The sequence below is a fragment of the Photobacterium sanguinicancri genome, from assembly GCF_002265265.1.
In the GTDB taxonomy this organism is placed as follows: domain Bacteria; phylum Pseudomonadota; class Gammaproteobacteria; order Enterobacterales; family Vibrionaceae; genus Photobacterium; species Photobacterium sanguinicancri.
On record NZ_NOIF01000077.1, the window covers coordinates 1 to 21,820 of the forward strand.

At 43.1% G+C, this 21,820-nt stretch carries 20 protein-coding genes and 1 pseudogene; 12 read left to right on the forward strand and 9 right to left on the reverse strand.

Annotated elements, in window-relative coordinates; genetic code table 11:
* Positions 1-185 precede the first annotated feature (185 nt).
* The 4 genes and pseudogenes from ASV53_RS12850 to ASV53_RS26475 form a co-directional block, all read left to right on the forward strand.
* Positions 186-470 (forward strand): LapA family protein, encoded by a 285-nt coding sequence (locus ASV53_RS12850; RefSeq protein ID WP_048897053.1) that lies wholly within the window; start codon positions 186-188, stop codon positions 468-470.
* A gap of 3 nt (positions 471-473) precedes the next feature.
* Positions 474-1,643 (forward strand): lipopolysaccharide assembly protein LapB, encoded by a 1,170-nt coding sequence (gene lapB, locus ASV53_RS12855; protein ID WP_094957361.1) that lies wholly within the window; start codon positions 474-476, stop codon positions 1,641-1,643.
* A gap of 310 nt (positions 1,644-1,953) precedes the next feature.
* Entirely contained in the window at positions 1,954-2,649 is a 696-nt protein-coding gene (pyrF, locus tag ASV53_RS12860; protein WP_062688639.1) for an orotidine-5'-phosphate decarboxylase, read from the forward strand.
* Between the two features lie 156 nt (positions 2,650-2,805).
* Positions 2,806-2,917: pseudogene (locus ASV53_RS26475) on the forward strand (type IV pilin protein); the annotation flags it as partial.
* A 421-nt stretch (positions 2,918-3,338) separates the two neighbouring features.
* Here ASV53_RS26475 and ASV53_RS12870 read toward each other — a convergent pair.
* The 6 genes from ASV53_RS12870 to pspF all read right to left on the reverse strand — a co-directional run bounded on the left by ASV53_RS12870 (position 3,339) and on the right by pspF (position 9,997).
* Positions 3,339-4,163, reverse strand: a complete 825-nt coding sequence (locus ASV53_RS12870; protein WP_062688643.1) for a peptide ABC transporter ATP-binding protein — start codon at positions 4,161-4,163, stop codon at positions 3,339-3,341.
* Positions 4,160-5,158, reverse strand: coding sequence for a peptide ABC transporter ATP-binding protein (locus ASV53_RS12875; protein WP_062688645.1), 999 nt, complete (start codon positions 5,156-5,158; stop codon positions 4,160-4,162). Before ASV53_RS12875 ends, ASV53_RS12870 begins: the two co-directional genes overlap by 4 nt.
* A complete protein-coding gene (sapC, locus tag ASV53_RS12880; RefSeq protein WP_094957363.1) occupies positions 5,158-6,045 on the reverse strand; it encodes a putrescine export ABC transporter permease SapC in 888 nt (295 codons plus the stop codon). The genes ASV53_RS12875 and sapC overlap by 1 nt, the downstream gene beginning before the upstream one ends.
* The gene (locus ASV53_RS12885; protein ID WP_094957364.1) at positions 6,032-6,994 is read right to left on the reverse strand and encodes an ABC transporter permease; all 963 of its coding nucleotides are present in this window, start codon (positions 6,992-6,994) and stop codon (positions 6,032-6,034) included. The genes sapC and ASV53_RS12885 overlap by 14 nt, the downstream gene beginning before the upstream one ends.
* A 5-nt stretch (positions 6,995-6,999) precedes the next feature.
* Positions 7,000-8,613: an ABC transporter substrate-binding protein SapA gene (sapA, locus tag ASV53_RS12890; protein WP_094957373.1), complete on the reverse strand. Its 1,614-nt coding sequence runs from the start codon at positions 8,611-8,613 to the stop codon at positions 7,000-7,002.
* A gap of 325 nt (positions 8,614-8,938) precedes the next feature.
* Entirely contained in the window at positions 8,939-9,997 is a 1,059-nt protein-coding gene (gene pspF / locus ASV53_RS12895; RefSeq protein WP_094957365.1) for a phage shock protein operon transcriptional activator, read from the reverse strand.
* Between the two features lie 258 nt (positions 9,998-10,255).
* Between pspF and pspA the strand changes: the two genes are divergently transcribed.
* The 6 genes from pspA (at position 10,256) to tyrR (ending at position 16,091) form a co-directional block, all read left to right on the forward strand.
* The gene (gene pspA, locus ASV53_RS12900) at positions 10,256-10,921 is read left to right on the forward strand and encodes a phage shock protein PspA (RefSeq protein ID WP_048897063.1); all 666 of its coding nucleotides are present in this window, start codon (positions 10,256-10,258) and stop codon (positions 10,919-10,921) included.
* Positions 10,922-10,975: 54 nt separating this feature from the next.
* Positions 10,976-11,206 carry an envelope stress response membrane protein PspB gene (gene pspB / locus ASV53_RS12905; protein ID WP_094957366.1) on the forward strand — a complete coding sequence of 77 codons (231 nt, stop codon included), beginning with the start codon at positions 10,976-10,978 and terminating at the stop codon, positions 11,204-11,206.
* Complete coding sequence (gene pspC, locus ASV53_RS12910) at positions 11,203-11,589, forward strand: envelope stress response membrane protein PspC (RefSeq protein WP_062688648.1); 387 nt, start codon at positions 11,203-11,205, stop codon at positions 11,587-11,589. Before pspB ends, pspC begins: the two co-directional genes overlap by 4 nt.
* 232 nt (positions 11,590-11,821) lie before the next feature.
* A complete protein-coding gene (locus ASV53_RS12915; RefSeq protein ID WP_094957367.1) occupies positions 11,822-13,219 on the forward strand; it encodes a YcjX family GTP-binding protein in 1,398 nt (465 codons plus the stop codon).
* Complete coding sequence (locus ASV53_RS12920) at positions 13,216-14,256, forward strand: YcjF family protein (protein ID WP_094957368.1); 1,041 nt, start codon at positions 13,216-13,218, stop codon at positions 14,254-14,256. Before ASV53_RS12915 ends, ASV53_RS12920 begins: the two co-directional genes overlap by 4 nt.
* A 302-nt stretch (positions 14,257-14,558) precedes the next feature.
* Positions 14,559-16,091 (forward strand): transcriptional regulator TyrR, encoded by a 1,533-nt coding sequence (gene tyrR, locus ASV53_RS12925; protein ID WP_094957369.1) that lies wholly within the window; start codon positions 14,559-14,561, stop codon positions 16,089-16,091.
* Positions 16,092-16,117: 26 nt separating this feature from the next.
* On the opposite strand, the gene ASV53_RS12930 is transcribed toward tyrR, so the two are convergent.
* Entirely contained in the window at positions 16,118-16,609 is a 492-nt protein-coding gene (locus ASV53_RS12930; protein WP_062688651.1) for a methylated-DNA--[protein]-cysteine S-methyltransferase, read from the reverse strand.
* Between the two features lie 22 nt (positions 16,610-16,631).
* Here ASV53_RS12930 and rimJ point away from each other — a divergent pair, with 22 nt between their 5' ends.
* Entirely contained in the window at positions 16,632-17,210 is a 579-nt protein-coding gene (gene rimJ / locus ASV53_RS12935) for a ribosomal protein S5-alanine N-acetyltransferase (protein WP_094957370.1), read from the forward strand.
* A gap of 154 nt (positions 17,211-17,364) precedes the next feature.
* On the opposite strand, the gene pyk is transcribed toward rimJ, so the two are convergent.
* Positions 17,365-18,810 (reverse strand): pyruvate kinase, encoded by a 1,446-nt coding sequence (gene pyk, locus ASV53_RS12940; protein ID WP_094957371.1) that lies wholly within the window; start codon positions 18,808-18,810, stop codon positions 17,365-17,367.
* Positions 18,811-19,083: 273 nt separating this feature from the next.
* On the reverse strand, positions 19,084-19,938 hold the full coding sequence (locus ASV53_RS12945; protein WP_062688656.1) for a MurR/RpiR family transcriptional regulator: 855 nt from the start codon (positions 19,936-19,938) through the stop codon (positions 19,084-19,086).
* Positions 19,939-20,241: 303 nt separating this feature from the next.
* Here ASV53_RS12945 and ASV53_RS12950 point away from each other — a divergent pair, with 303 nt between their 5' ends.
* A complete protein-coding gene (locus tag ASV53_RS12950; RefSeq protein WP_094957372.1) occupies positions 20,242-21,078 on the forward strand; it encodes an SDR family oxidoreductase in 837 nt (278 codons plus the stop codon).
* The last annotated feature ends 742 nt before the right edge of the window (positions 21,079-21,820 follow it).

Genomic DNA, 21,820 nt, shown 5'->3' on the forward strand with positions numbered 1-21,820 from the left:
AAGTTACTATTTATTAAGTGAAAATTGTTTATTATTATGAATATATCAATATTGAGAGCTAAGTGTTCAGAGAACGTGCGGAATTGTGTCGTTACTTAATGATTTTGGTCGCGAGTTGCTGCATAATCATTGGATGTTCCGTTTGATATAATCGAACTTTGATGGATTAAGTGAGAGGATTCACGATGAAAATAATTGGCATTCTGCTACTCATAGTCTGCTTTCTGATCACCTTAGCGCTTGGGGCACAAAACCAAGAGCTGGTGAATTTCAATTACCTTGTTGCTCAAGGTGAGTTCCAGTTATCAACATTGCTTGGTATTGCATTCGGTGGTGGTTTTGCTATCGGTTGGTTGATCTGTGGCCTTCTATATTTAAAAGCTCGTGTTTCAAAAAATCTACTGACTAAAAAAGTTGCTAAGCAACAAAAAGAGTTGGAGCAGCTTCGTGCCGCACCAGCGAAGGACTAATTAATGCTTGAGTTGTTGTTCCTGTTATTACCCATTGCTGCCGCTTATGGCTGGTATATGGGTAACAGGAACGCACGTAACGATCGCCAAGAGCAGTCTCATCACATGTCACGCCAATACGTGACGGGTTTAAATCTATTACTCTCTGATCAATCAGACAAAGCCGTAGATTTATTTATTGAGCTGCTACAGGTTGATAGTGAAACAATCGACACTCACCTTGCACTCGGAAACCTTTTTCGTAGTCGAGGTGAAGTTGATCGCGCAATTCGCATTCACCAAAACCTTATCGCTCGCCCGAATCTAACAATTGATCAGCGTAATCTTGCGTTGCAACAATTAGCAAAAGATTACATGGCTGCAGGTTTTCTTGATCGCGCTGAAAAGATATTTAAACAACTGCTTGATGAGCCCGATCATCGTAAAGCAGCTCTTCAACAATTACTTTCCATCTACCAGCAAACCCGTGAATGGGAACACGCGATAGAGATGGCGACGCAACTTGTTAAAATGGGTAAGACAAAGTTAAAGCACGATATTGCACATTATTGGTGTGAGTTATCGATGTTAGAACTTGGTGCTCAAAACCCAGACAAGGCCAAGCAGCATCTTAAAAAAGCCTTATCAGTAGATAAAACCTGCGTACGTGCGACCATAGCGACTGCACGTATTATGATCTCTGAAAAAGAATATAAATCGGCTGCAAAACAGTTAGAACGTATAGCTGAACAAGATGTTGATTTTATAAGTGAAGGATTGCCGTTATTGCTTCAATGCTATGAAGCGATGGGGAATGAAACTGCATGGCTTAAATACCTACAAAATTCGGTCGATCACAAAGCCGGTGCTACCGCTGAACTGATGTTGGCTGATGAGATTTTTAAGCACGATGGTGCTGCGCTTGCTCAGGCATTTATGACGCGTCAGCTCACTAAAAATCCGACCATGAAGGGTTTTTATCAGTTGATGGATTACCACCTTGATGAAGCCGAAGATGGTCGAGCTAAAGACAGTTTAACATCGCTGCGTAAGTTGGTGGGTGAACAGCTTAAACTTAAGCCTCATTACCGTTGCCGCAACTGTGGTTTTGCTACGCACTCTTTATATTGGCAGTGCCCATCTTGTAAACGTTGGGGTACCGTTAAGCCAATCCGTGGTTTAGATGGTGAATAATGTTTCATTTGGTCGCTGTTTTATAGCTTAGAGCCCACTTTTAATTTGAGTGGGCTTTTTTGTAGATAAAAGATGGTTTTTTTTGCTCTAAATTCATTACTTGATTTTTTATTGGCTTTTTGACGTTGTATTTAGAGTGGTTGAAATTTTAATGGTGATAACAAACGATTGGCTAGTGGCGAATAGTGTTGGTTTTGTCCTCTTTGTAGGTAAAAGCAATTAAGTCTCGAAAAAAAACAATTTTCATGTACAATCCTGCCGCAGACAGGAAACTGTACGTGACTGATTTATTGATAAAGCAGGAGATGCAATGTTAGACCCAAAAGTGATTGTCGCTCTCGACTACCCAAACCAAGATGATGCGTTAGCTTTTGTTGACCGTATTGAACCGGGAAGTTGTCGACTTAAAGTTGGCAAAGAGATGTTTACTTATTTTGGCCCTGACTTTGTGCGTAAACTGCATGATCGGGGTCATTCTGTATTTCTAGACTTAAAGTTTCATGATATTCCCAATACATGTTCCCGCGCCGTAGCTGCTGCTGCTGATATGGGAGTGTGGATGGTGAATGTTCACGCGACAGGTGGTGAGCGCATGATGGCCGCATCACGTGAAATTCTGGAACCTTATGGTAAAGATCGCCCATTACTGATAGCAGTAACGGTACTGACAAGTATGGAAGCATCTGATTTAGCGGGTGTGGGTATCCAGTGTGCGCCACAAGAGCATGTATTAAACCTTGCCAACTTGACTAAGAACAGCGGCTTAGACGGTGTAGTTTGCTCAGCGCAAGAAGCATCAATGCTAAAAGCGCAGCTTGGCCAAGAATTTAAGCTAATTACCCCTGGGATTCGCCCTGCTGGTAGTGCTGCGGGTGATCAGCGTCGTGTGATGACACCGACTGAAGCAGTACAAGCGGGTTCTGATTACCTTGTCATTGGTCGTCCTATTACAAAAGCGATAGACCCAGCAGCTGTGTTAGCTGAGATTAATTCATCGTTAGTATAATTAGCCTTAGTCATAATTTTTAAAATAACGCCTCGCAGCAATGTGAGGCGTTTTTTTGTTGTTGATTAGCAATAATCGAAATTTATATTTGTCGAGTCATTATGCCATGTGTCAAAATGTCGTCATTCCCTCTGGCTATATAAGTAACTGGCAAATATGATTAAAAGTAGCGGTATTCGAGGTTTCACCTTGATTGAGCTAGTCATTGTTATTGTTATTCTCGGAATTTTAGCCGTTACGGCAGCACCGCGTTTTCTTGATTTGCAGCACGACGCCCGTAAAGCAACACTTGCTGGGATGAAAGCCGCTATGGCATCTGCATCAGAACAAGTTTACGCGAAATCGATAATCAGCGGGCTTGATCAGTCCGCATCTGGTGCTGTGGCCATGAATGGTCGTTCGATTATGGTAATTTATGGTTATCCTAAGAGTCGATATAAAGACGTTTGGAGCGAACTATTGGTGGGTGAGTTCGGGGAAGTGCCTTATGAGGATGCTAGTAAGTATGAGTGGATGTGGCATAACCCCTCTCCTGGCAAAGATGGGCTTTATATCATGCCGAGAAATTTCACTAATAAAAAGCAGAATTGCTATGTAATGTACCTGCCACCGAGTTCCAATTCTGTGGGGAATTACACCTTAGAGATGGTTGATACGGGCTGCTAATTCAGCCCGTACCAAAACCTAATTTAGCAGCAAATCTTAGGTGTTGCGCCACTAATACGGCTACTGCGGTCGTGTGATGGCGCGGCAAAGTGACTATCTAACAGCTTCTGCGTTAAAGGATGCTGAGGGTTGCTGAATACATCGGCCGTTTTGCCTGATTCCACAACTTCACCTTCATGCATTACCATGACTTTGTCAGTAAAGTGCTTAATTACCCCCATGTGTTGTGATACATAAATGTACGACAATCCCATCTCTTCTTGCAGTTCAAATAATAAATTAATGATTTGCGAACGCATCGACATATCTAGGCCGTTCAAAGCTTCATCAGCCACGATAATACAAGGCTGAAGGATTAACGCACGGGCTAAAGATACACGCTGTTTTTGACCTGTTGCCAACATTTGCGGGTAGAAGTAAGCATGTTCAGGTAATAGGCCGACACGCTTTAAGGTCTCCATAATACGGCGTTCACGAGCTTGTGGCGTCATATTGGTATTTCGTTTTAGTGGACCTTCAAGGATCTTCCCGATCTGGATGCGCGGGTTAAGTGACGTGTTCGGATCCTGAAAAATCATTCGGATCAATTTACAACGTGTTTGAAAATCATTAGGCGACAAAGGATCACCGTTAACACGGATGATACCTTCTGTCGGTTCTACAACACCGGCTAACATTTTAGCGAGTGTTGATTTTCCTGAACCGTTCTCGCCCATAAAAGCCATGGTTTCACCTGCTTCTAAAGAGAAAGAAATCGGCTTAACGGCTTCAATAGTACGGCGGCGAAATAACCCCGAACGGTAGTGATAATCTTTTTTTAAGTTCTCGACTTCAAGTAAAGCACTCATTTGTTACCGTCCTCCATGTTTAGCGGGAAATGGCAGCTAAACTTATGGTTTTTAATTTTCCGTCGCTTAGGTACTTCTACACATTTGCGTTGTGCGTGTGGGCAACGTGGCCCAAGGCGACAGCCTATTGGCAAATGCTGTAGCGGTGGGATAGAGCCAGCCAAGGTTTCTAACTTACTTTTGTGCGGAATATCTTTACTAAAATCAGGCATCGCTCGTAATAATGCTTCGGTATACGGGTGATGTGGCGATTCTATTAATTGCTTTCGGTTACCAGACTCGACGGATTGACCACAGTACATCACTGTAATTTTGTCAGCCCATTGAGTGACCGTTGTTAAGTCATGGCTAACTAATAGAATCGTTGTGTTGCCCAGTTGATTCATTCGGCTCAGTAAGCGGAAAATTTGCGCTTGAGTGATTGGATCAAGATCATTTGTGGGTTCATCGGCTATCAGTAGGCGAGGGCGGTTTGCAATTGCCATCGCAATCATCACTTTTTGGCACTCACCATCCGTTAATTCATACGGGTAGCTATTCATCACACGGCGGTGTTCTTTGATACCGACTTTATGCAATAGCGCAATGGCTTGCTTTTGACGCCAACGAAAACGTTGCCACCATTTTCCGTTAAACGACGACGACGGGATCGCTTCTTCTAGCTGATCGCCCACACGTTCTGATGGATCCAGACACGATGACGGTTCTTGGAAAATCATCGCTATTTCACGACCAACTATTTTACGACGTTCACGTGGTGATAAAGTAAGAAGATCTATATTACCAAGACGTAAACGGTCAGCACTGATACGCCAGTTATCTTTGCTAACCCCTGCAATGGCTTTTGCAACCAAGCTTTTACCAGAGCCTGATTCCCCAACAAGGCCACGAATTTCACCTTCATTAAGCGTTAAGCTCATGCGATCGACGGCTTTAACCATACCTTGAGGGGTATCGATTTCGATCGTTAGGTTACGTATATCCAGTAATGGCATTAGTCTATTCCCGCATTCAAGGCTTGGCGGAGTCCTTCACCAACTAAGTTAATAATTAATACGCTGAACATAATGGCAAGGCCTGGCAATGTGACGGTCCAAGGTGCAAGGTAAATCAACTCAACGGAGTCGCCTAGCATTGCTCCCCACTCTGGAGATGGCGCTTGTGCGCCTAAACCAAGGAATCCAAGTGCTGCAATATCTAAAATTGCAATGGAAATAGCACGAGTGAGCTCTGTAGTAATTGTGGTTAAAATGTTGGGTAAAATCGAGTGATACAGCAGATAGAAATCGTTAGCACCATCTAAGCGGGCAGCAATGATGTAATCTTTTTCGACTTCGTTGTGTACCGCAGTATAAATAGCGCGAATAAAACGAGGGATCAAGGCTAACCAAATCGCAAACAAGATATTGGTTTCCCCTGGCCCCATATAAGCCACGACGATAATCGCTAGCAGTAGGGAAGGAATCGATAATACCGTATCAAGGATGTGGTTGAGAAAGCTCGATTTAAGCCCACGCGTCATTCCTGCTAACACACCAATAAAGATACCTATCACACTAGAGGCAAACGCGATTAGTAAGGCATAGCCAAACGTTAGCTGAGAGCCTAATAGTAAACGGCTAAGAATATCACGGCCAAGATCATCCGTGCCGAAGAAAAACTCCACATGGCCAGATTGGTCCCACGATGGTGGCATTAATAATTCGCCCACTTGAATATGCGGCAAATAAGGGGCTAGCCAGTGTGCACTTAACGTCAGTAATAGCGTTAAGCATAAGCACCATAAACCAAACATCGCGAGAGAGTTGCTACGAAAGTCTTGGCGAGAACGCTCCCATTGTGTCGGGATTTTCTGTTCCTGATAAATATTATTTGATGGCATACCATTCCTTCCGTACTAGGGGGTTTATTGCCGCGCCCGTTAAGTCAGAGAAGATGTTGGCAATAAGAGTAAAGCTCGCCACCGTAATAACACCAGCTTGAATAGCCACATAGTTTTGATCTGAGATTGCATCCAGTAACCAACGGCCAATACCCGGCCAGTTGAAAATAGACTCCGTCAGCATCGCGAAAGTCATCATGGTTGAAAATTGCATACCAAGTTTTGGAATAATCGGTGGAATAGCATTTTTTCTCACGTGACGAATAATAATTTCAAAAGTAGACAGCCCTTTGGTATGAGCTACTTTGATGTAGTTTTGGGTCATTACTTCAGCGACAGATGCACGGGTCAAGCGGATCACTTCGGTTGTTGGTGCTGTTGCTAAAACTAAAGTGGGTAAAATCAGATGATGGATAACATCGATTAACGCTTCTGCGCGATACGGCTTTTCTGATAACAAGACATCGATAATTGCAAACCCCGTGACATGCTGAATTTCATACAACAAGCTGTAGCGCCCAGCGACAGGTAGCCAGCCTAAATTTAATGAAAAAAGCAATATAAGCAGCATCGCGAGCCAAAATAGCGGGATGGAATAACCCACTAATGCCAGTGATGAAATGATTGTGTCGATAGGACGACCTTGGCGAACACCTGCTAAAGTACCTAGTGGAATACCAATAATCAGGGATAAACCAAACGCAAAGAAGCACAGTTCTAGTGTCGCGGGGAATACCGTTAGCACTTCTTGTAAAATAGGCGAACCATCTTGATTGAGGCCTAAATTACCAGCAAGCAGGTTTTCGATATAAATAAGCCAACCACTCCAAAAGGGTTGATTGCTCCAAAGCGATGTTTGGTCGAGGCGCAGAATACTGAACCCGATCATCGTGAGTATCGCGAGCGTAATAATAAAAAGATTAAGCCGGCGGATAGTATAAATAAACATGGTAATTACTCGCTTCGGTACACGCTAGAAAAAGATCGTGTACCGAATGGACTCATTTGTAGGCCACCAAGAGAACGATGGTGAACTTGGAAATGCACGCCATGTGCCAACGGAACAATGGGTACTTCTTGGTCGATAACATCTTGAGCGTGGTGGTAATAGCTGACACGTTGATCAAGCTTATTGGTGCGAGAAGCAAGCTCTAACAAATTATCGAACGAAAGATTACACCAGTTTGCGACATTCAAACCGGCTTGTTTTGCGTCACACGATAGCAAAGGTCGTAAGAAGTTATCAGGATCGCCGCTATCCGCAATCCAACCTGTTAATACCATATCAAAGTCATTACTTATGGCGCTCAAGCGATCTTGCTTTTCAATCGTGACATTGAGAATAATGCCAACCGCAGCAAGATCAGCTTGAATCAGTTCTGCTGTTTTCTTCGGGCTCGGGTTATAAGGACGAGGAGCGAGCGGAACTAACAAGCTTAGTGTCATGCCCGGTTCAATACCGGCTTTTTTTAATAGTTCACGAGCGAGTTCAGGATTGTAACCTTGTGCTTTACTGGTGTGGTTATATGCCCATGACATAGGGGGAAGCAGGCTTTTTGCTTCAGTCCCTGTTCCGTAATATACCGAATTAAGTAGATTCTCGCGGTTAATTGCAGCATTAATTGCTTGGCGAACCGTGATGTTTTTTACGGAATTTTTGTCATTATTGAATGCAAGAAAAGCGACATTCATACCCGTTTGCGCCAGTAGTTCAAACTCTGGGTCATCTGAAATGACGGGTAGCTGGCTGGCCACGGGCGAGGATAAAACATCACACTCTTTGCTCAGTAACTTTGCTAGGTCTCCCGTGCCATGGGATGCAATATCAAAGATAACTTGCTCCATAGGGGCTGCACCACGCCAATATCCCCAATGGCGTTTTAGGCGGATCACATTATTAGGTACGTAAGAGTCTAAATAAAATGGTCCAGAACCGATTGGCTTCATGTCTAGTTGGTCAAGTTGACCTGATTTTAGTAGTTGTTGACCATACTCCTGAGAATAAATCACAGCGTATGTTGTCGCCAAGTTTGATAAAAATGCATTATCAGGGCGGTTCAGCGTAAAGGTGACAGTGTTAGTGTCTACAACTTCAATATCTTTAATCAAGTGGCTAAAGCCGATACTTTCAAACCATGGGTAACGACCACCAGAAGCCTGATTGAAAGGGTGGTTAGGCTCTGTCACACGCTTAAAGCTAAAGACAACATCTTGCGCATTAAGCGGCCGTGAGGGTTTGAACCAAGAGGTCGTCTGGAATTCAACGCCAGTGCGCAAGTGGAAGGTATAGACTAAGCCATCGCCACTGATATCCCAGCTACGTGCGAGCCCTGGCAGCGGTTGGTGGCTGACAGAATCAAGTTGTAGTAAGCGGTCAAAAAGTTGAGCGGCTAATGTGTCGGCAGTGAGCCCACTATCGGTTAGCTGAGGGTTAAATGTGGCTGGCGTATTTTGCCCACAATAAATAAAACCTCGGCTGCGCGTATTGCTGTCTTGGGGAGGTTCTTGGCAGCCAACTAAGCTAACCAGCCCCCAACAAGCGAGCAGGCAACGACTAAAGACGTTCATAAGGAAAGGGTATTTGTGAAAATAAGCATACAAATTTATCACTTTCTCTCCTAAGCACCAAGTCAGCAGTGATAATAACCATTGAAAATATCGTGTTTTAGCAATATTAGCTGTTAAACCGTAGGCATATTGTTCAACCGTACTATCCTAAAGTGGTGGTCGTGAACTGTTTACGGCACATTCGAAAGTCCATCTTGGATACACTAAGGCAAAAACTTTCTTTGCTGATGAGCGATAGAGGGTGCTGAGCTCTTTTCTAAAATCGACGTTGGGTATTGTCGACCACCTAATTAAACGTAAACGAGAGAAGTTTTTACCGCTGACACTAATGACTAGGATCGCTACCAACAAGTTGATATTTCCTGAGTAGTCCTCTTAATTGATGGTAGCTCAATCCTAACTGATCAGCGGCTCGGCGTTGATTGAATTGAGATTGCTTTAATGCATGCTGAATTACACTGATTTCTTGTTGTTGTTGCCACTGTCGAAAATCAATGGGCAAGGTTGGCAGTATACGGTCAGTATCAGTATGTGATATTGGCTCTACAGCGTCATTTGCTGGTGGGGTAATGGGGGGGGGGCTGTCATTTTTCTTAAGTGTATTTTCTTGCCAAGGTGGAGTAAATGGGTCTGTAATAATGTCATCGACTGGGATATCTTCTTGGCTATGACGAAAGACAGAACGTTCAACGACATTTTTTAATTCCCGAATATTTCCCGGCCACTGGTAATCTACTAAAGCACGGCGTGCATCATAAGAGAACCCAGCGAAATAGCCGTAGCCCATCTCTCGACACATTCTCACCGCGTAGTATTCAGCTAAGGGTAATATGTCTTCTTGTCGTTTGCGCAGCGGGGGTAAATGAATAATATCGAATGCTAAGCGGTCTAAAAGGTCTGACCGAAATTTTCCATCGCGAGCGAGTTGTGGTAAATCCGCATTGGTTGCACAAATCAAACGGACATTCGCTTGGCAGGTTTTACTGCCGCCAACCCGTTCATATTCACCATACTCTATGACGCGTAATAGCTTTTCTTGTACGCCAAGCGGAGCGGTGGCGAGTTCGTCGAGGAAAAGAGTCCCTTCTTCTGCTCGCTCAAAGCGCCCCTGATGGCGACCTTTAGCCCCAGTGAATGCCCCTGCTTCATGGCCAAACAATTCAGAATCAATCACCCCTTCACTTAGCGCTGCGCAGTTTAGAGTGATTAATGGCTGATCCCAACGTTTTGATAAATAATGTATTCGTTGTGCGATCAACTCTTTACCTGTGCCTCGTTCCCCAAGGATCAATAATGGTCGATTAAGGGAAGCTAGTCGAGATGCTGTATCTAGCACACTGAGAAAAGCTTCAGACTCACCAATTAAATTATCCTGTTTTTGCATGGTTAATCTCGCTAATTGTTGGCGTAATATTCCACACACTAGCAGTGTGTTAAATAAAAGGCAAAGTTAAGTATCTGATTAATAATAAATTAAAAGTTGGCATGAAGCTTGATATACCTATAAGCATGACAAGTGAGTCAGCTGATTAATTAGACCAGATTTACACTCAGCTTGTTGAATATCTTTTAGATACACAGTTTTTGATGGGTGCACACCAAACGGTAATTTGCACTCGTCCATTCAACGAGGAGAGACATTATGGGTATTTTTTCACGCTTTGCAGATATCGTGAACGCGAACGTTAATTCACTGCTTGATAAAGCGGAAGATCCACAAAAAATGATCCGCCTGATTATTCAGGAAATGGAAGACACATTAGTCGAAGTACGTACATCGTCTGCACGCGCTTTAGCTGATAAGAAAGAACTACACCGCCGTATTGAATCACTGCAAGCACAAGCGGATGATTGGCAGCAAAAAGCAAGCCTAGCGTTACAAAAAGGCCGTGACGACTTGGCACGTGCAGCTTTGATTGAAAAGCAAAAACTGAGCGATGTGGTGTTAACGCTGAACGAAGAGTACAAGCTGGTTGAAGACACAATCAATAAACTCTCTGGCGAAGTGGCAGAGCTTGAGCGTAAGTTACAAGAAACGCGAGCTCGTCAACAAGCATTAGTGATGCGTCATAAAACGGCGGGTAACCGTCGCGATGTCCGTCGCCAACTTGATACCGGTAAAGTTGACGAGGCAATGTCGAAGTTTGAACAATATGAACGTCGTATCGATGAAATGGAAGCCGAAGCAGACAGCTATAATCTTGGCCGTGGTAAAAACCTAGAGCAAGAGTTTGCGGATCTACAAGCGCAAGACGAAATTGAAAAAGAGTTAGAGCGCCTCAAAGCAAATATTAAGGATAAAGAGTAAGATAGCCTTTATATTGATTGGGATGTGTTTTGCTGCGCGAATAGGAGATAACGAATGTCGATGGGATTTATTGTTGGTCCATTAATTGTGTTCATGGTGATTGTTGCCCCTTTGTGGTTGATATTACACTATCGGAGTAAGCGCCATGCGTCGCAAGGTTTATCCAGTGAGGATCAGGAAAAGCTACAGGCGCTCGTTGTTCGTGCAGAACATATGCAAACGCGTATTGTAACACTGGAAAAAATCCTGGATGCAGAGGCACCACAGTGGAGGCATAAGCAATGAGCAAGATGCTTTATCGTGACCCCAAAAATGGCAAGCTGGGTGGTGTGTGTGCCGGTGTGGCAGAATACTTTGGGCTAGAAGTTTGGCTTGTGCGTATTCTTACCGTTTCTGCATTCTTATTAGGATTGGGTTTTGTTGTTCTGGTGGGGTATGTCGCTGCATGCCTTATTCTCGACAAGATGCCAGATGAACGTAGCCAACAGCAGTATGTTTATAAAGAACATAATGTGAAACAGAAATCATGGCAGGCGGGCTTACCGCCAGAGCAAGTGCTTCGCAACGTCGAACTCGAGTTGGATCACATAGAAAAGGATGTGCGTGACATCGAAGCATATGTCACTTCTTCCACCTTCAACGTACAACGTGAATTTAAGAACTTGTAAGTGTTTCGTTCATTATTGAAAGCAGGCTTCGGCCTGCTTTTCGCATTTTCATCTCGCCATGTTGTACTTTAATCACGATGCTTTTACTTATTGACGCTGCATTTATACTTTAGTTTCAGTGAATAGGTTTATTCATCCAAGGTTAATTTTCACTACAGTAAAGTGGCTAACATAGGCTGGTAACGATTTTGACGTTCATTTTTATGCTTATGTTTTTTTCGCAGGAATTGCTATGAACCGAATTGGTAATGAATTTAATAAATTGGTGAACCGCAGCCTTGATCGCCATGTTCGTTTGGCAGTCACTGGGTTATCTCGTGCGGGTAAAACAGCATTTATCACCTCGTTAATTAATCAGTTGATGCATGTCAGTACTAACCCACGCTTGCCGCTATTTACGGCAGTACGTGATGGGCACTTACTAGGCGCAAAGCGTGTACCACAGCTTGATTTACACGTGCCTAAGTTTGCTTACGATGAAGGGATGAACTCTCTTCTTGCTACACCGTCAGCATGGCCTGAGCCCACTAAAGATGTGAGCCAAACACGGTTAGCATTACGTTATAAACCGCAAAAAGGGCCAATGAAGCTGCTGCAAGATACTGCAACCTTATACTTGGATATTGTTGATTACCCTGGAGAATGGCTGCTGGATTTACCACTGCTTGATATGAGCTTTACTGAGTGGTCAGCACAACAAGCCAAATTAATGAAAGGGCAGCGCGAAGCACTTGCTCAGAAGTGGTTAGCTTTAGGTGCAGAATTGGACCCTTTTGCGCCTGCTGACGAAGCGCAAATAGAAGCCATTTCTAAAGCCTTCACAGATTACCTCTACGCGTGTAAATCGGAAGGGGGATTGCATTGGGTACAGCCTGGTCGTTTTGTATTACCGGGTGAATTAGCAGGTGCACCTGTATTACAGTTTTTTCCTTTTGCATGGCTTAAACATCACAGTGAAGCTGAGTTAGCTCAGGCCGATGAACACAGTAACTTTGCCATGCTAGAGCAGCGTTATAAGTATTATCAGCAACATGTCGTGAAAGCCTTTTACCGCGATCATTTTTCGAAGTTTGATCGCCAAATTATCTTGGTGGATTGCTTAGCGCCACTAAATACCGGTCCAGAATCGTTTAACGATATGCGTCAAGCGCTCGATCAATTGATGCAAAGCTTTAAATATGGTCGAAGTTCTTTAATGCGCCGTTTGTTTTCGCCAAGGATTGATAAAGTTCTGTTTGCGGCGACCAAAGCTGATCATGTGACGCCAGAGCAGCACCCTAACTTAGTGAGTTTACTGCAACAGATGGTCAATGAAGCATGGCAGACCGCGTCGTTTGAAGGCATAAAAATGGATTGTTTGAGTCTATCGTCTATTCAAGCAACAGAGCCTGGCTTTGTGTCTTATCACGGCCAGCAGATGCCCGCATTACGTGGGAATGACATGGATGATCAGCCACAAACGATTTATCCAGGAGAAGTGCCGCGCCGCTTACCCAATGACACCTATTGGGAACAAAACGGGTTTGATTTTGTGAACTTCAGGCCATTAGCACAACAAAGTGATGAACCATTGCCACATATCCGTATGGATAAGGCATTGGAATATTTATTGGGGGACAAATTAAAATGAGCCAACAACCTCAAGAATTAAAAAGAAAAGTGGTATTTGATGAGCCAAAAGAGGCGGAGCCTGATCTTGAGCTAAACACGCAACTCAAGTTTGCGGGTGACGAGACTTTTTTACCTGAAACAACATCGAATACGGATGCAGAAACAGACCTTGAAAATGATTTAGAAAGAAGTCTAGCTAAGCCAAAGAAAGGCAGTGGTTGGTTTAAAGGCTTATTGGTTGCAGGTGCCGCGATGGTAGGCTGGCAAACAGTCGATTATGTGGTTACTGCTTACCAAGGTGGTGACTGGCTAGCATTGGGGTGGAGCGGCATTACTGCGGCAATCGCCACTATGGGGATCACAGCTTTAGGGCGCGAATTGTTTAAGTTACGTCGCTTAAAACAGCGACAAAGTGAACGCGATCAAGCTCAAGCATTATTGGATGCTGATGGTATGGGGCAGGGTAAAGCATTCTGTACCAAACTTGCTAAACAAAGCGGGATTCATAATGAACATGCGGGTTATGATCGCTGGCAACAATCATTAGCGGCAACGCATAATGACCGTGAAGTGATTGTACTTTATGATCAAATGGTTATGTCACAACAGGATAAGTTGGCGCGACGCTTGGTGAGCAAATATTCAAGCGAAGCGGCACTCATGGTGGCACTAAGCCCTCTGGCGATTGCAGATATGCTGCTGGTGGCTTGGCGTAACTTTAGATTGATTGAGCAAATCTCGGTAGTTTATGGGGTTGAACTGGGTTACTGGTCTCGCATTCGTTTGGTGAAACTGGTACTCGCTAATATGGCGTTAGCGGGGGCGAGCGAAGTCGTTGCTGATACGGGCATGAATATGCTGTCGATGGACATTGCTGGTCGTGTATCTACCCGCGTGGCACAAGGTGTCGGTGTTGGGTTACTGACTGCAAGGTTAGGCTTAAAAGCAATGGCAATAATGCGTCCATTACCATGGCAAGAGGGGACTCAACCTAAGTTGGGTGAAATTCGCCGTGATTTATTGTCTCAATTAACCAAAAAGCAAGATGAGTCGTAATTACCAGCTTGTTTAACGCTTTCCAATATACCGCAGAAAAAGGCAACGTTTTGTTGCCTTTATTTTAAGCTTATCTCCCCCCTCGCTTACTTTTAAGTCGATGTTAGTGTCATGCTCGCTGAATCGATAAATTCGATAATGTGACTACAACATAAACTCAGTCTAATTTTGATGCGCTTAGCTGATCTTGAGCACATTTAAACAGATATTTTGTCTTGGGTATCAGGCACTACTTGACTCAAATTGCACATCAACGCACACTTCAACTGTCAGGAAAAGTTGACACTTCTGGAGTGGAAAATATGAGGCTACAAGTCTTTTGTGAAGATCGTTTAGGAATAACCCGTGAATTACTGGATATTCTGACTAACCAACAAATCGATCTTCGTGGAATTGAAATTGATCGCATCGGTATTATTTATTTGAATTGTCCTGAGATTGAATTTGATCTATTCAGTCAATTGATGTCACAAATACGCCAACTTGATGGCGTGACAGATGTGCGAAAAATTCAGTTCATGCCCAGTGAACGAGAGCATAAAGAGCTAAGTGCCCTATTGGAAACTCTGCCTGATCCTGTTTTCTCTATTAACCTGCACGGTAAAATTGATCTCGCCAATGAATCCGCTGAACGCTTGATTGGTAAACCGCGAGAAGAGATTTTAGGCGAGACTATCCAAACGATTCTGGGCTTTAACTTTCAGCAGTGGTTAGAAAATCAAGCTGGAGAGCACCGCAGTGAAATGGCTGTGATTTCAGGCTTAGATTACATGATGGAAATTATGCCTGTGTTTGTGGCAGACGATAATGAAGAGTCTGTCATGGCTAGTGCTGTAGTACTGCTTAAATCGTTATCTGAAGCTAAAATGCCGATCGCCATGCGTAAAATCAGTGGCGATAATGGTTTTGAGCACCTTGTTGGTCAGTCATCGCGCTTTAAACATTTACTGTCGCAGGCTAAAAAGCTTGCATTGCTTGATGCACCGTTGTTGATCCAAGGTGAAACGGGGACAGGCAAAGAAATGCTAGCGCGTGCCTGTCATCAGCGGTCTGTTAGGCGTGATCAGCCATTCATGGTCGTGAACTGTGTATCGATGCCAGATAATGCTGCAGAAACCGAGTTATTTGGTTTTGCAGGCAGTGCGACAGAGCCAAGTAAAAAAGGGATATTTGAACAAGCGGATGGTGGCACTGTTTTCTTGTACGAAATCGGTGAAATGTCGGCTCACCTTCAAATTAAACTATTGCGCTTTTTACAAGATGGTACTTTCCGTCGAGTGGGTGAAGAGCATGAAATCAAAGTTGATTTACGTGTTATTTGCTCAACACAAAAGAAGTTGCCTGATTTGATCACTGCTGGGCAGTTCCGTGAAGATTTATATTATCGTTTAAATGTTTTGGCGTTAGTCGTGCCGCCACTGCGTGAACGTACTGCAGATATCGTACCGTTAGCCGATTTATTTCTATCACAATTTGCTCAAGAACTTCAGCAACCTAAACCGAGTATTTCCGATAAATTAGCCCAATACCTAAGCCAATATGCGTGGCCAGGTAATATCCGTCAGCTAAGAAATGTGTTGTTCCGTGCCATGACGCAAGTTGATGGTGGTGAGCTAGAAATTGAAGATATTCAATTACCTGAAAATGAAACAACCAGTATTATTAGTGATGAAATTCTTGATGGGTCTTTAGATGACATTATGAAAAGGTATGAGTCAGGTATTCTTACTAACTTATACCGCAGTTATCCATCGACGCGTAAATTAGCGAAAAGGCTTGGGGTCTCCCATACCGCAGTTGCCAATAAGTTACGTGAGTATCAAATTAATAAGTAGCCGCACTGAAGGGCGGCTGCTTAGCATCACCTCTGCGACTTATGTGCAGAAATTAAGGCAAGTTGCCCTGTTTCAAGCGCGTGTAATTGCTGAATAACGTCATCACCGAAGTGATAGCGAGACGAAATATTTTTCTCAACACGGTGGCAGGGGATGACGATGGGAATCGGGTTTACATTTCTCGCCATGCCGACAGCACTGGCGGCATGGGGTAACCCAATACGTTGGGCTATCTGCTGGTAGGTCTGCTGGTGATTAAACGGAATATGGCGCAGTGCTTGCCATACTTTAATTTGAAAATCTGTACCTTGTGGGGCAATCGAAAACGTGAATTTTTTCCGTTTACCTTCAAAATACTCAGTTAACTCATGAGTATAAGGCTGCATTTTTGTTGGCTCATGCTCCCAACGCTTGTCGGGACTGAAACCAGGGCTGCAAATGGTGAGTTGGCGCAGACCTTGTGAGTCTGCCAGCAAGAAAATTCTACCAATATCAGTATCAAGATAGTCGAAATACATAGTTACGGCTTAAGGGACTAATTTGTTTAATTCTATTATAAACCGTTCATCAAATTTAGCAGTTGATGATCTGAAAATTCGTCTAATTGGTAACAAAGATGCGGAACTGATTACAGCTTATTACCAAAAAAACCGAGCTTACCTTCAACCTTGGGAACCTTTACGGGAAGAGCACTTCTACATGTTAGAGGGCTGGGAAAAGCGCTTAATTCAACTGACTGAATTACAGAAGCACCACCTTGCTTATTATTTCATTATCTTCAAAGCAGGAAGCGAAGAAATTTGTGGTGTTGTCAATTTTAGTAATTTAGTGAAGCACCCTTTTCATGCTTGCCATGTTGGCTATTCACTTGCTGAACACTCTCAAGGGCTCGGCATTATGCGTCGTGCTGTGGCAGCAACAGTGCAATGGATATTTGAAGAGCATAATTTCCATCGGGTGATGGCGGGTTATATGCCACGTAATGACAGAAGTGCCAAGGTGCTATCATCGTTAGGCTTTGAAAAAGAAGGCTATGCGAAAGACTATTTATTGATTAATGGTGCGTGGGAAGACCACATCCTTACATCAAAAATCAACCCGAACTGGAAAGTGTTGTGATCGCAGAGATTGCCATATTGTAGTCATTGGGTGCGTATCTATCACCGCCGGTTTCAACCTGACCTTGTGACCATATTTTGTAGAAAGTATAAAAAAGGCTTGCGCAGTGCAAGCCCTTTGGCATTTTTAGCGGTGCAATTGCTAGCAGCGCGTATTACTCAACAGTAAGGATACGCATGTTGTTGGTTGAACCAACGGTATCCATAACATCACCTTGAGTGATGATCACGAGATCACCCGTTGCTAGGTAGTGTTGTTCTTTTAGCACAGCTACTGCGTGTTTAGCTGCGTCTAGGCCTGCATCGCTTTCACGATCGAAGAAGATCGGTGTTACACCACGAAATAGTGCAGCTCGATTTAGCGTGCTTTCGTTACGTGACATAGCGAAAACCGGTAAACCAGATGAGATACGAGACATCATTAGCGGTGTACGACCAGATTCAGTCATTGTTACCATCGCTTTAACGCCTTCCATGTGGTTAGCTGCGTACATGGTAGACATTGCAATCGTTTCTTCTGGAGATTCAAACGTACGTGCTAGACGGTGGTTTGAAACATTGATGCTTGGCTCTTTTTCAGCACCCAGACATACACTTGCCATTGCTGTTACGGTTTCAACAGGGAAGTCACCTGCAGCTGTTTCAGCTGATAGCATCACTGCATCTGTACCATCAAGAACCGCATTTGCTACGTCCATGACTTCTGCACGAGTTGGCATTGGGCTAGTGATCATTGATTCCATCATTTGTGTCGCAGTAATAACTGTACGGTTTAGACTGCGTGCACGACGGATCAGTTTCTTTTGAACACCAACAAGCTCAGGGTCACCAATTTCAACACCAAGATCACCACGAGCAACCATCACAACGTCAGATGCAAGGATGATGTCGTCCATTGCTTCTGTCGATGCTACAGACTCTGCACGTTCAACTTTAGCAACTAGTTTTGCTTCCAAGCCTGCATCAACGGCTAGACGGCGTGCGTATTTCATATCTTCGCCGTTACGCGGGAACGAAACAGCAAGGTAATCAACTTTCATTGCAGCCGCGGTTAAGATGTCTGCTTTATCTTTATCAGTCAGTGCTTCTGCTGATAGGCCGCCACCTTGTTTGTTGATGCCTTTATTGTTTGATAAAGGGCCTCCAACAGTGACTTCAGTGTGAACTTTATTACCTTCAACAGCGACAACACGCAGTTGCACGCGGCCATCGTCAAGTAATAGCACATCACCAGTCGTTACATCTTTTGGCAGCTCTTTGTAATCAAGACCAACGGCGTCTTGATGACCTTCGCCTTTTGGCAGATCGCTATCAAGTGTGAATTTGTCACCAATAGCGAGTTGAATTTTGTTGTCTTTAAACGTTGAGACACGAATTTTAGGACCTTGCAAGTCACCAAGAATAGCAACGTGCTTGCCAAGTTTAGCGGCAATTTCACGGACTTCTTTGGTACGTTTGATATGGTCTTCAGGGCTACCATGGGAGAAATTCATACGAACAACGTTAGCGCCAGCTGCGATAATCTTTTCAAGATTGTTATCACGATCGGTCGCTGGACCCAGAGTAGTAACGATTTTAGTGCGTCTTAGTCTTTCAGACATTGGGAACTCCATTTATGATTCATAAATAATAATAGGCTGGTTAGGAACGGGCCAGTTGAATCTATTATCTGTTTGAAATATTACTACATGATGAGGGAAATGATCGTTGTTATTCATCAATAAACTGTAAGAAATATACATGTAACAGGTGAAATAAAAATGAATTTGAGTGCGGATTTATGCTGTATAGGCAAGGGAAGTATAAGAAAATAAAAAAAGGCATGAATATAAATTCATGCCTTTCGGTGCGGTGTGACTGGTTTTAATCGTATCTTAGATAAGATCTTGTTTAGAGAAACGGGAGTCTTTCAGAGAGTCTTTCACTCGCTTTAAATTCTCACGAAAACCAGCGCCACGGCGCAGTGTAAAGCCCGTTGCTAGTACATCGATAACTGTCATTTGAACGACGCGGCTCGCCATTGGCATATAAATATCCGTGTCTTCAGGTACATCCAAGCAGATAGACAGTGAGCACTCATTATCTAACGGTGAATCTTTTTCGGTGATACCAATAACAGTGGCACCGTTTTCACGTGCCATGCGAGCGATCTCAACCAAGCTCTTAGTACGACCCGTGTGAGAGATAACCACCACGACATCACCATCACTGCAGTTAATCACACTCATACGTTGCATCACGATATCGTCAAAACAAACGACAGGGATGTTAAAGCGGAAAAACTTGTTCTGTGCATCATGTGCAACAGAAGCTGATGCGCCAAGACCAAAAAACGAGATTTTCTTTGCCTGCGTAAGTAGATCAACTGCGCGATTTACTTGCAAAGGTTCTAAGCTGTTTTTTGCTACATCTAGACAAGCCATCGTTGATTCAAAGATTTTCGACGTGTAAGCGTCAGGGCCATCATTTTCTTCAACATTGCGGTTCACATAAGGTGTTCCATTTGCAAGGCTCTGTGCTAAATGCAATTTAAAATCGGGAAAGCCTTTCGTGTCTAATCGGCGACAAAAGCGGTTTACCGTTGGTTCACTCACATCAGCCATTTTAGCTAATGTTGCAATGCTAGAGTGAATAGCTGTTTGCGGGGAAGCAATGATAACTTCTGCAACTTTACGTTCAGACTTACTGAAGTTATCTAAATTTTTCTGAATTTTTTCTAGGGTATTCATCGAGATTACCGCGCTTCGTTACTGAATTTCAAAAGACTACATAGTTAGCCAATATGGTGAAACTATACTACCTCTGTGATTGTTACTCCTAGTGAATCGATCAATATCGCCATTCCTTTTTATTATAATTTGACAGGGATCGAGTTTTCCCTTTCAGAATTGAAAATAAAATGCGTAAAATCATCAAAAATACGCGCAGTTTGGCACTTATTCTGTTATTTAATTTCATATTATGGGAATTAATTTACAGCTTGAAATAAATGGTGCGGAAATAATGTTTATTACAGACTGAAAGGAAATAGCATGAAAGTCAGTATTTGTGGGTGTGGTTGGTTAGGATTACCGTTGGCACGTCACCTAAAGAAAGCTGGGTTTACGGTGCAGGGAACCAAGCGGACTGAAGCGGCAGCTCAGGCACTCTGTGATGAAGGCATTCGTGGTTTTCCACTGACCTTGCCGCTAACTAACGAACAACTGCCAGTTGTGAGTGATTTTTTTGATTGTGATGTGATGGTGCTGAATGTTCCTCCTGGTCGTCAAACAGCACTGTCCATGCAGTACGCCAGCACGATGTTAACCTTATGTGGTGAGGCAAAGAGGCGAGGAGTCCAGCAACTTATCTTTATTAGTACGACCGCGGTTTATGGTGATGTGAAAGGTGTAATAACAGAAGTGACAACACCTGACCCGATTACTGAGTCGGGTAAATCTCATTATGAGATAGAGCAAGGCTTGATAGCATCGTGGAGTGATCAGGTTACCATTCTCAGGTTAGCTGGCTTGTTTGGTCCAAATAGGCATCCGATTAAATTTTTATCAGGGCGTAAAGGTATTCAGCAAGGAGGGGCTCCAGTTAATCTTATTCATAAGTATGATTGTATTAGAGCAATTACTGCGATTATTACTGCTCAGCCTAAACAGAATGTTTTCCACTTAGCTTCAAGTCAGCACCCTTCACGATCAGAGTATTACACTACGATGGCAAAAAAAGTGGGGTTAGCTATACCTGAATTTAGTGATAACGAAGGTGGTAGTGCAAAGAAAATTGATGCGTCGTTTAGTTGTGATCAACTAAATCTGGTGTTGGATCAAGACGACTTATTAGCGATAGTCCCTGAATTAGATGATGCCAAGTGCTAATTTTGAGATAAAAAAACGCTGAGCAAAAAGGCTCAGCGTGAATATCCAAAAAATTAGGAGTTTAAGCAGCAGTGGCAGTTTAAGATTAAATGCATAAGGACTCAGTAGCACTTACCCAGAACGAAATAACATATTAATAAATCAGTCAGTGGGTAAAAAGTTAATCTCAATCTATATAGTATGACTTTACGAAATCAGGTTGGTTCAAATTAATTTCAAAAAAGTGTTATTTTAATGCTTCGATGCGTTTTTAACGGTGAATGGAACTTTTTTAAGTTTGGCACATAAAAAAATCCCGCTGAATCTTCAGCGGGATTACCAAACGGTATAAATCATTTACACAAAATAAGGAGTTTTAGCAGCAGTGGCATCAATGTTTAATGATGAAAATACTCTTTTTGCATCACCATTAATTTGAATGTCATATATTCAGACTGGCTGTTTTCATAAAGGTTCAAAGAAATTCAAAAAAAGATCAAATGAAATTAAACTCCTTTAAAAATCAGTATGTTGACATCTGGTGAATTTGGGGCAAAAAAAAGCCCACTAACAATGAGTGGGCGAAGCTCTATTTACACAATTAGGAGTTTAAGCAGCAGTGGCATTGTCGATTGAAGAGAATAATGCGTGTTGGCGGCCTGCGAACAATTCATATATCGTCAATCTTAATGTCACTATATATGACTGGCGTTTATCGACTTAGTTCAAAGAAATTACGATTTTTTGTTGTTTTGTTTTTAAC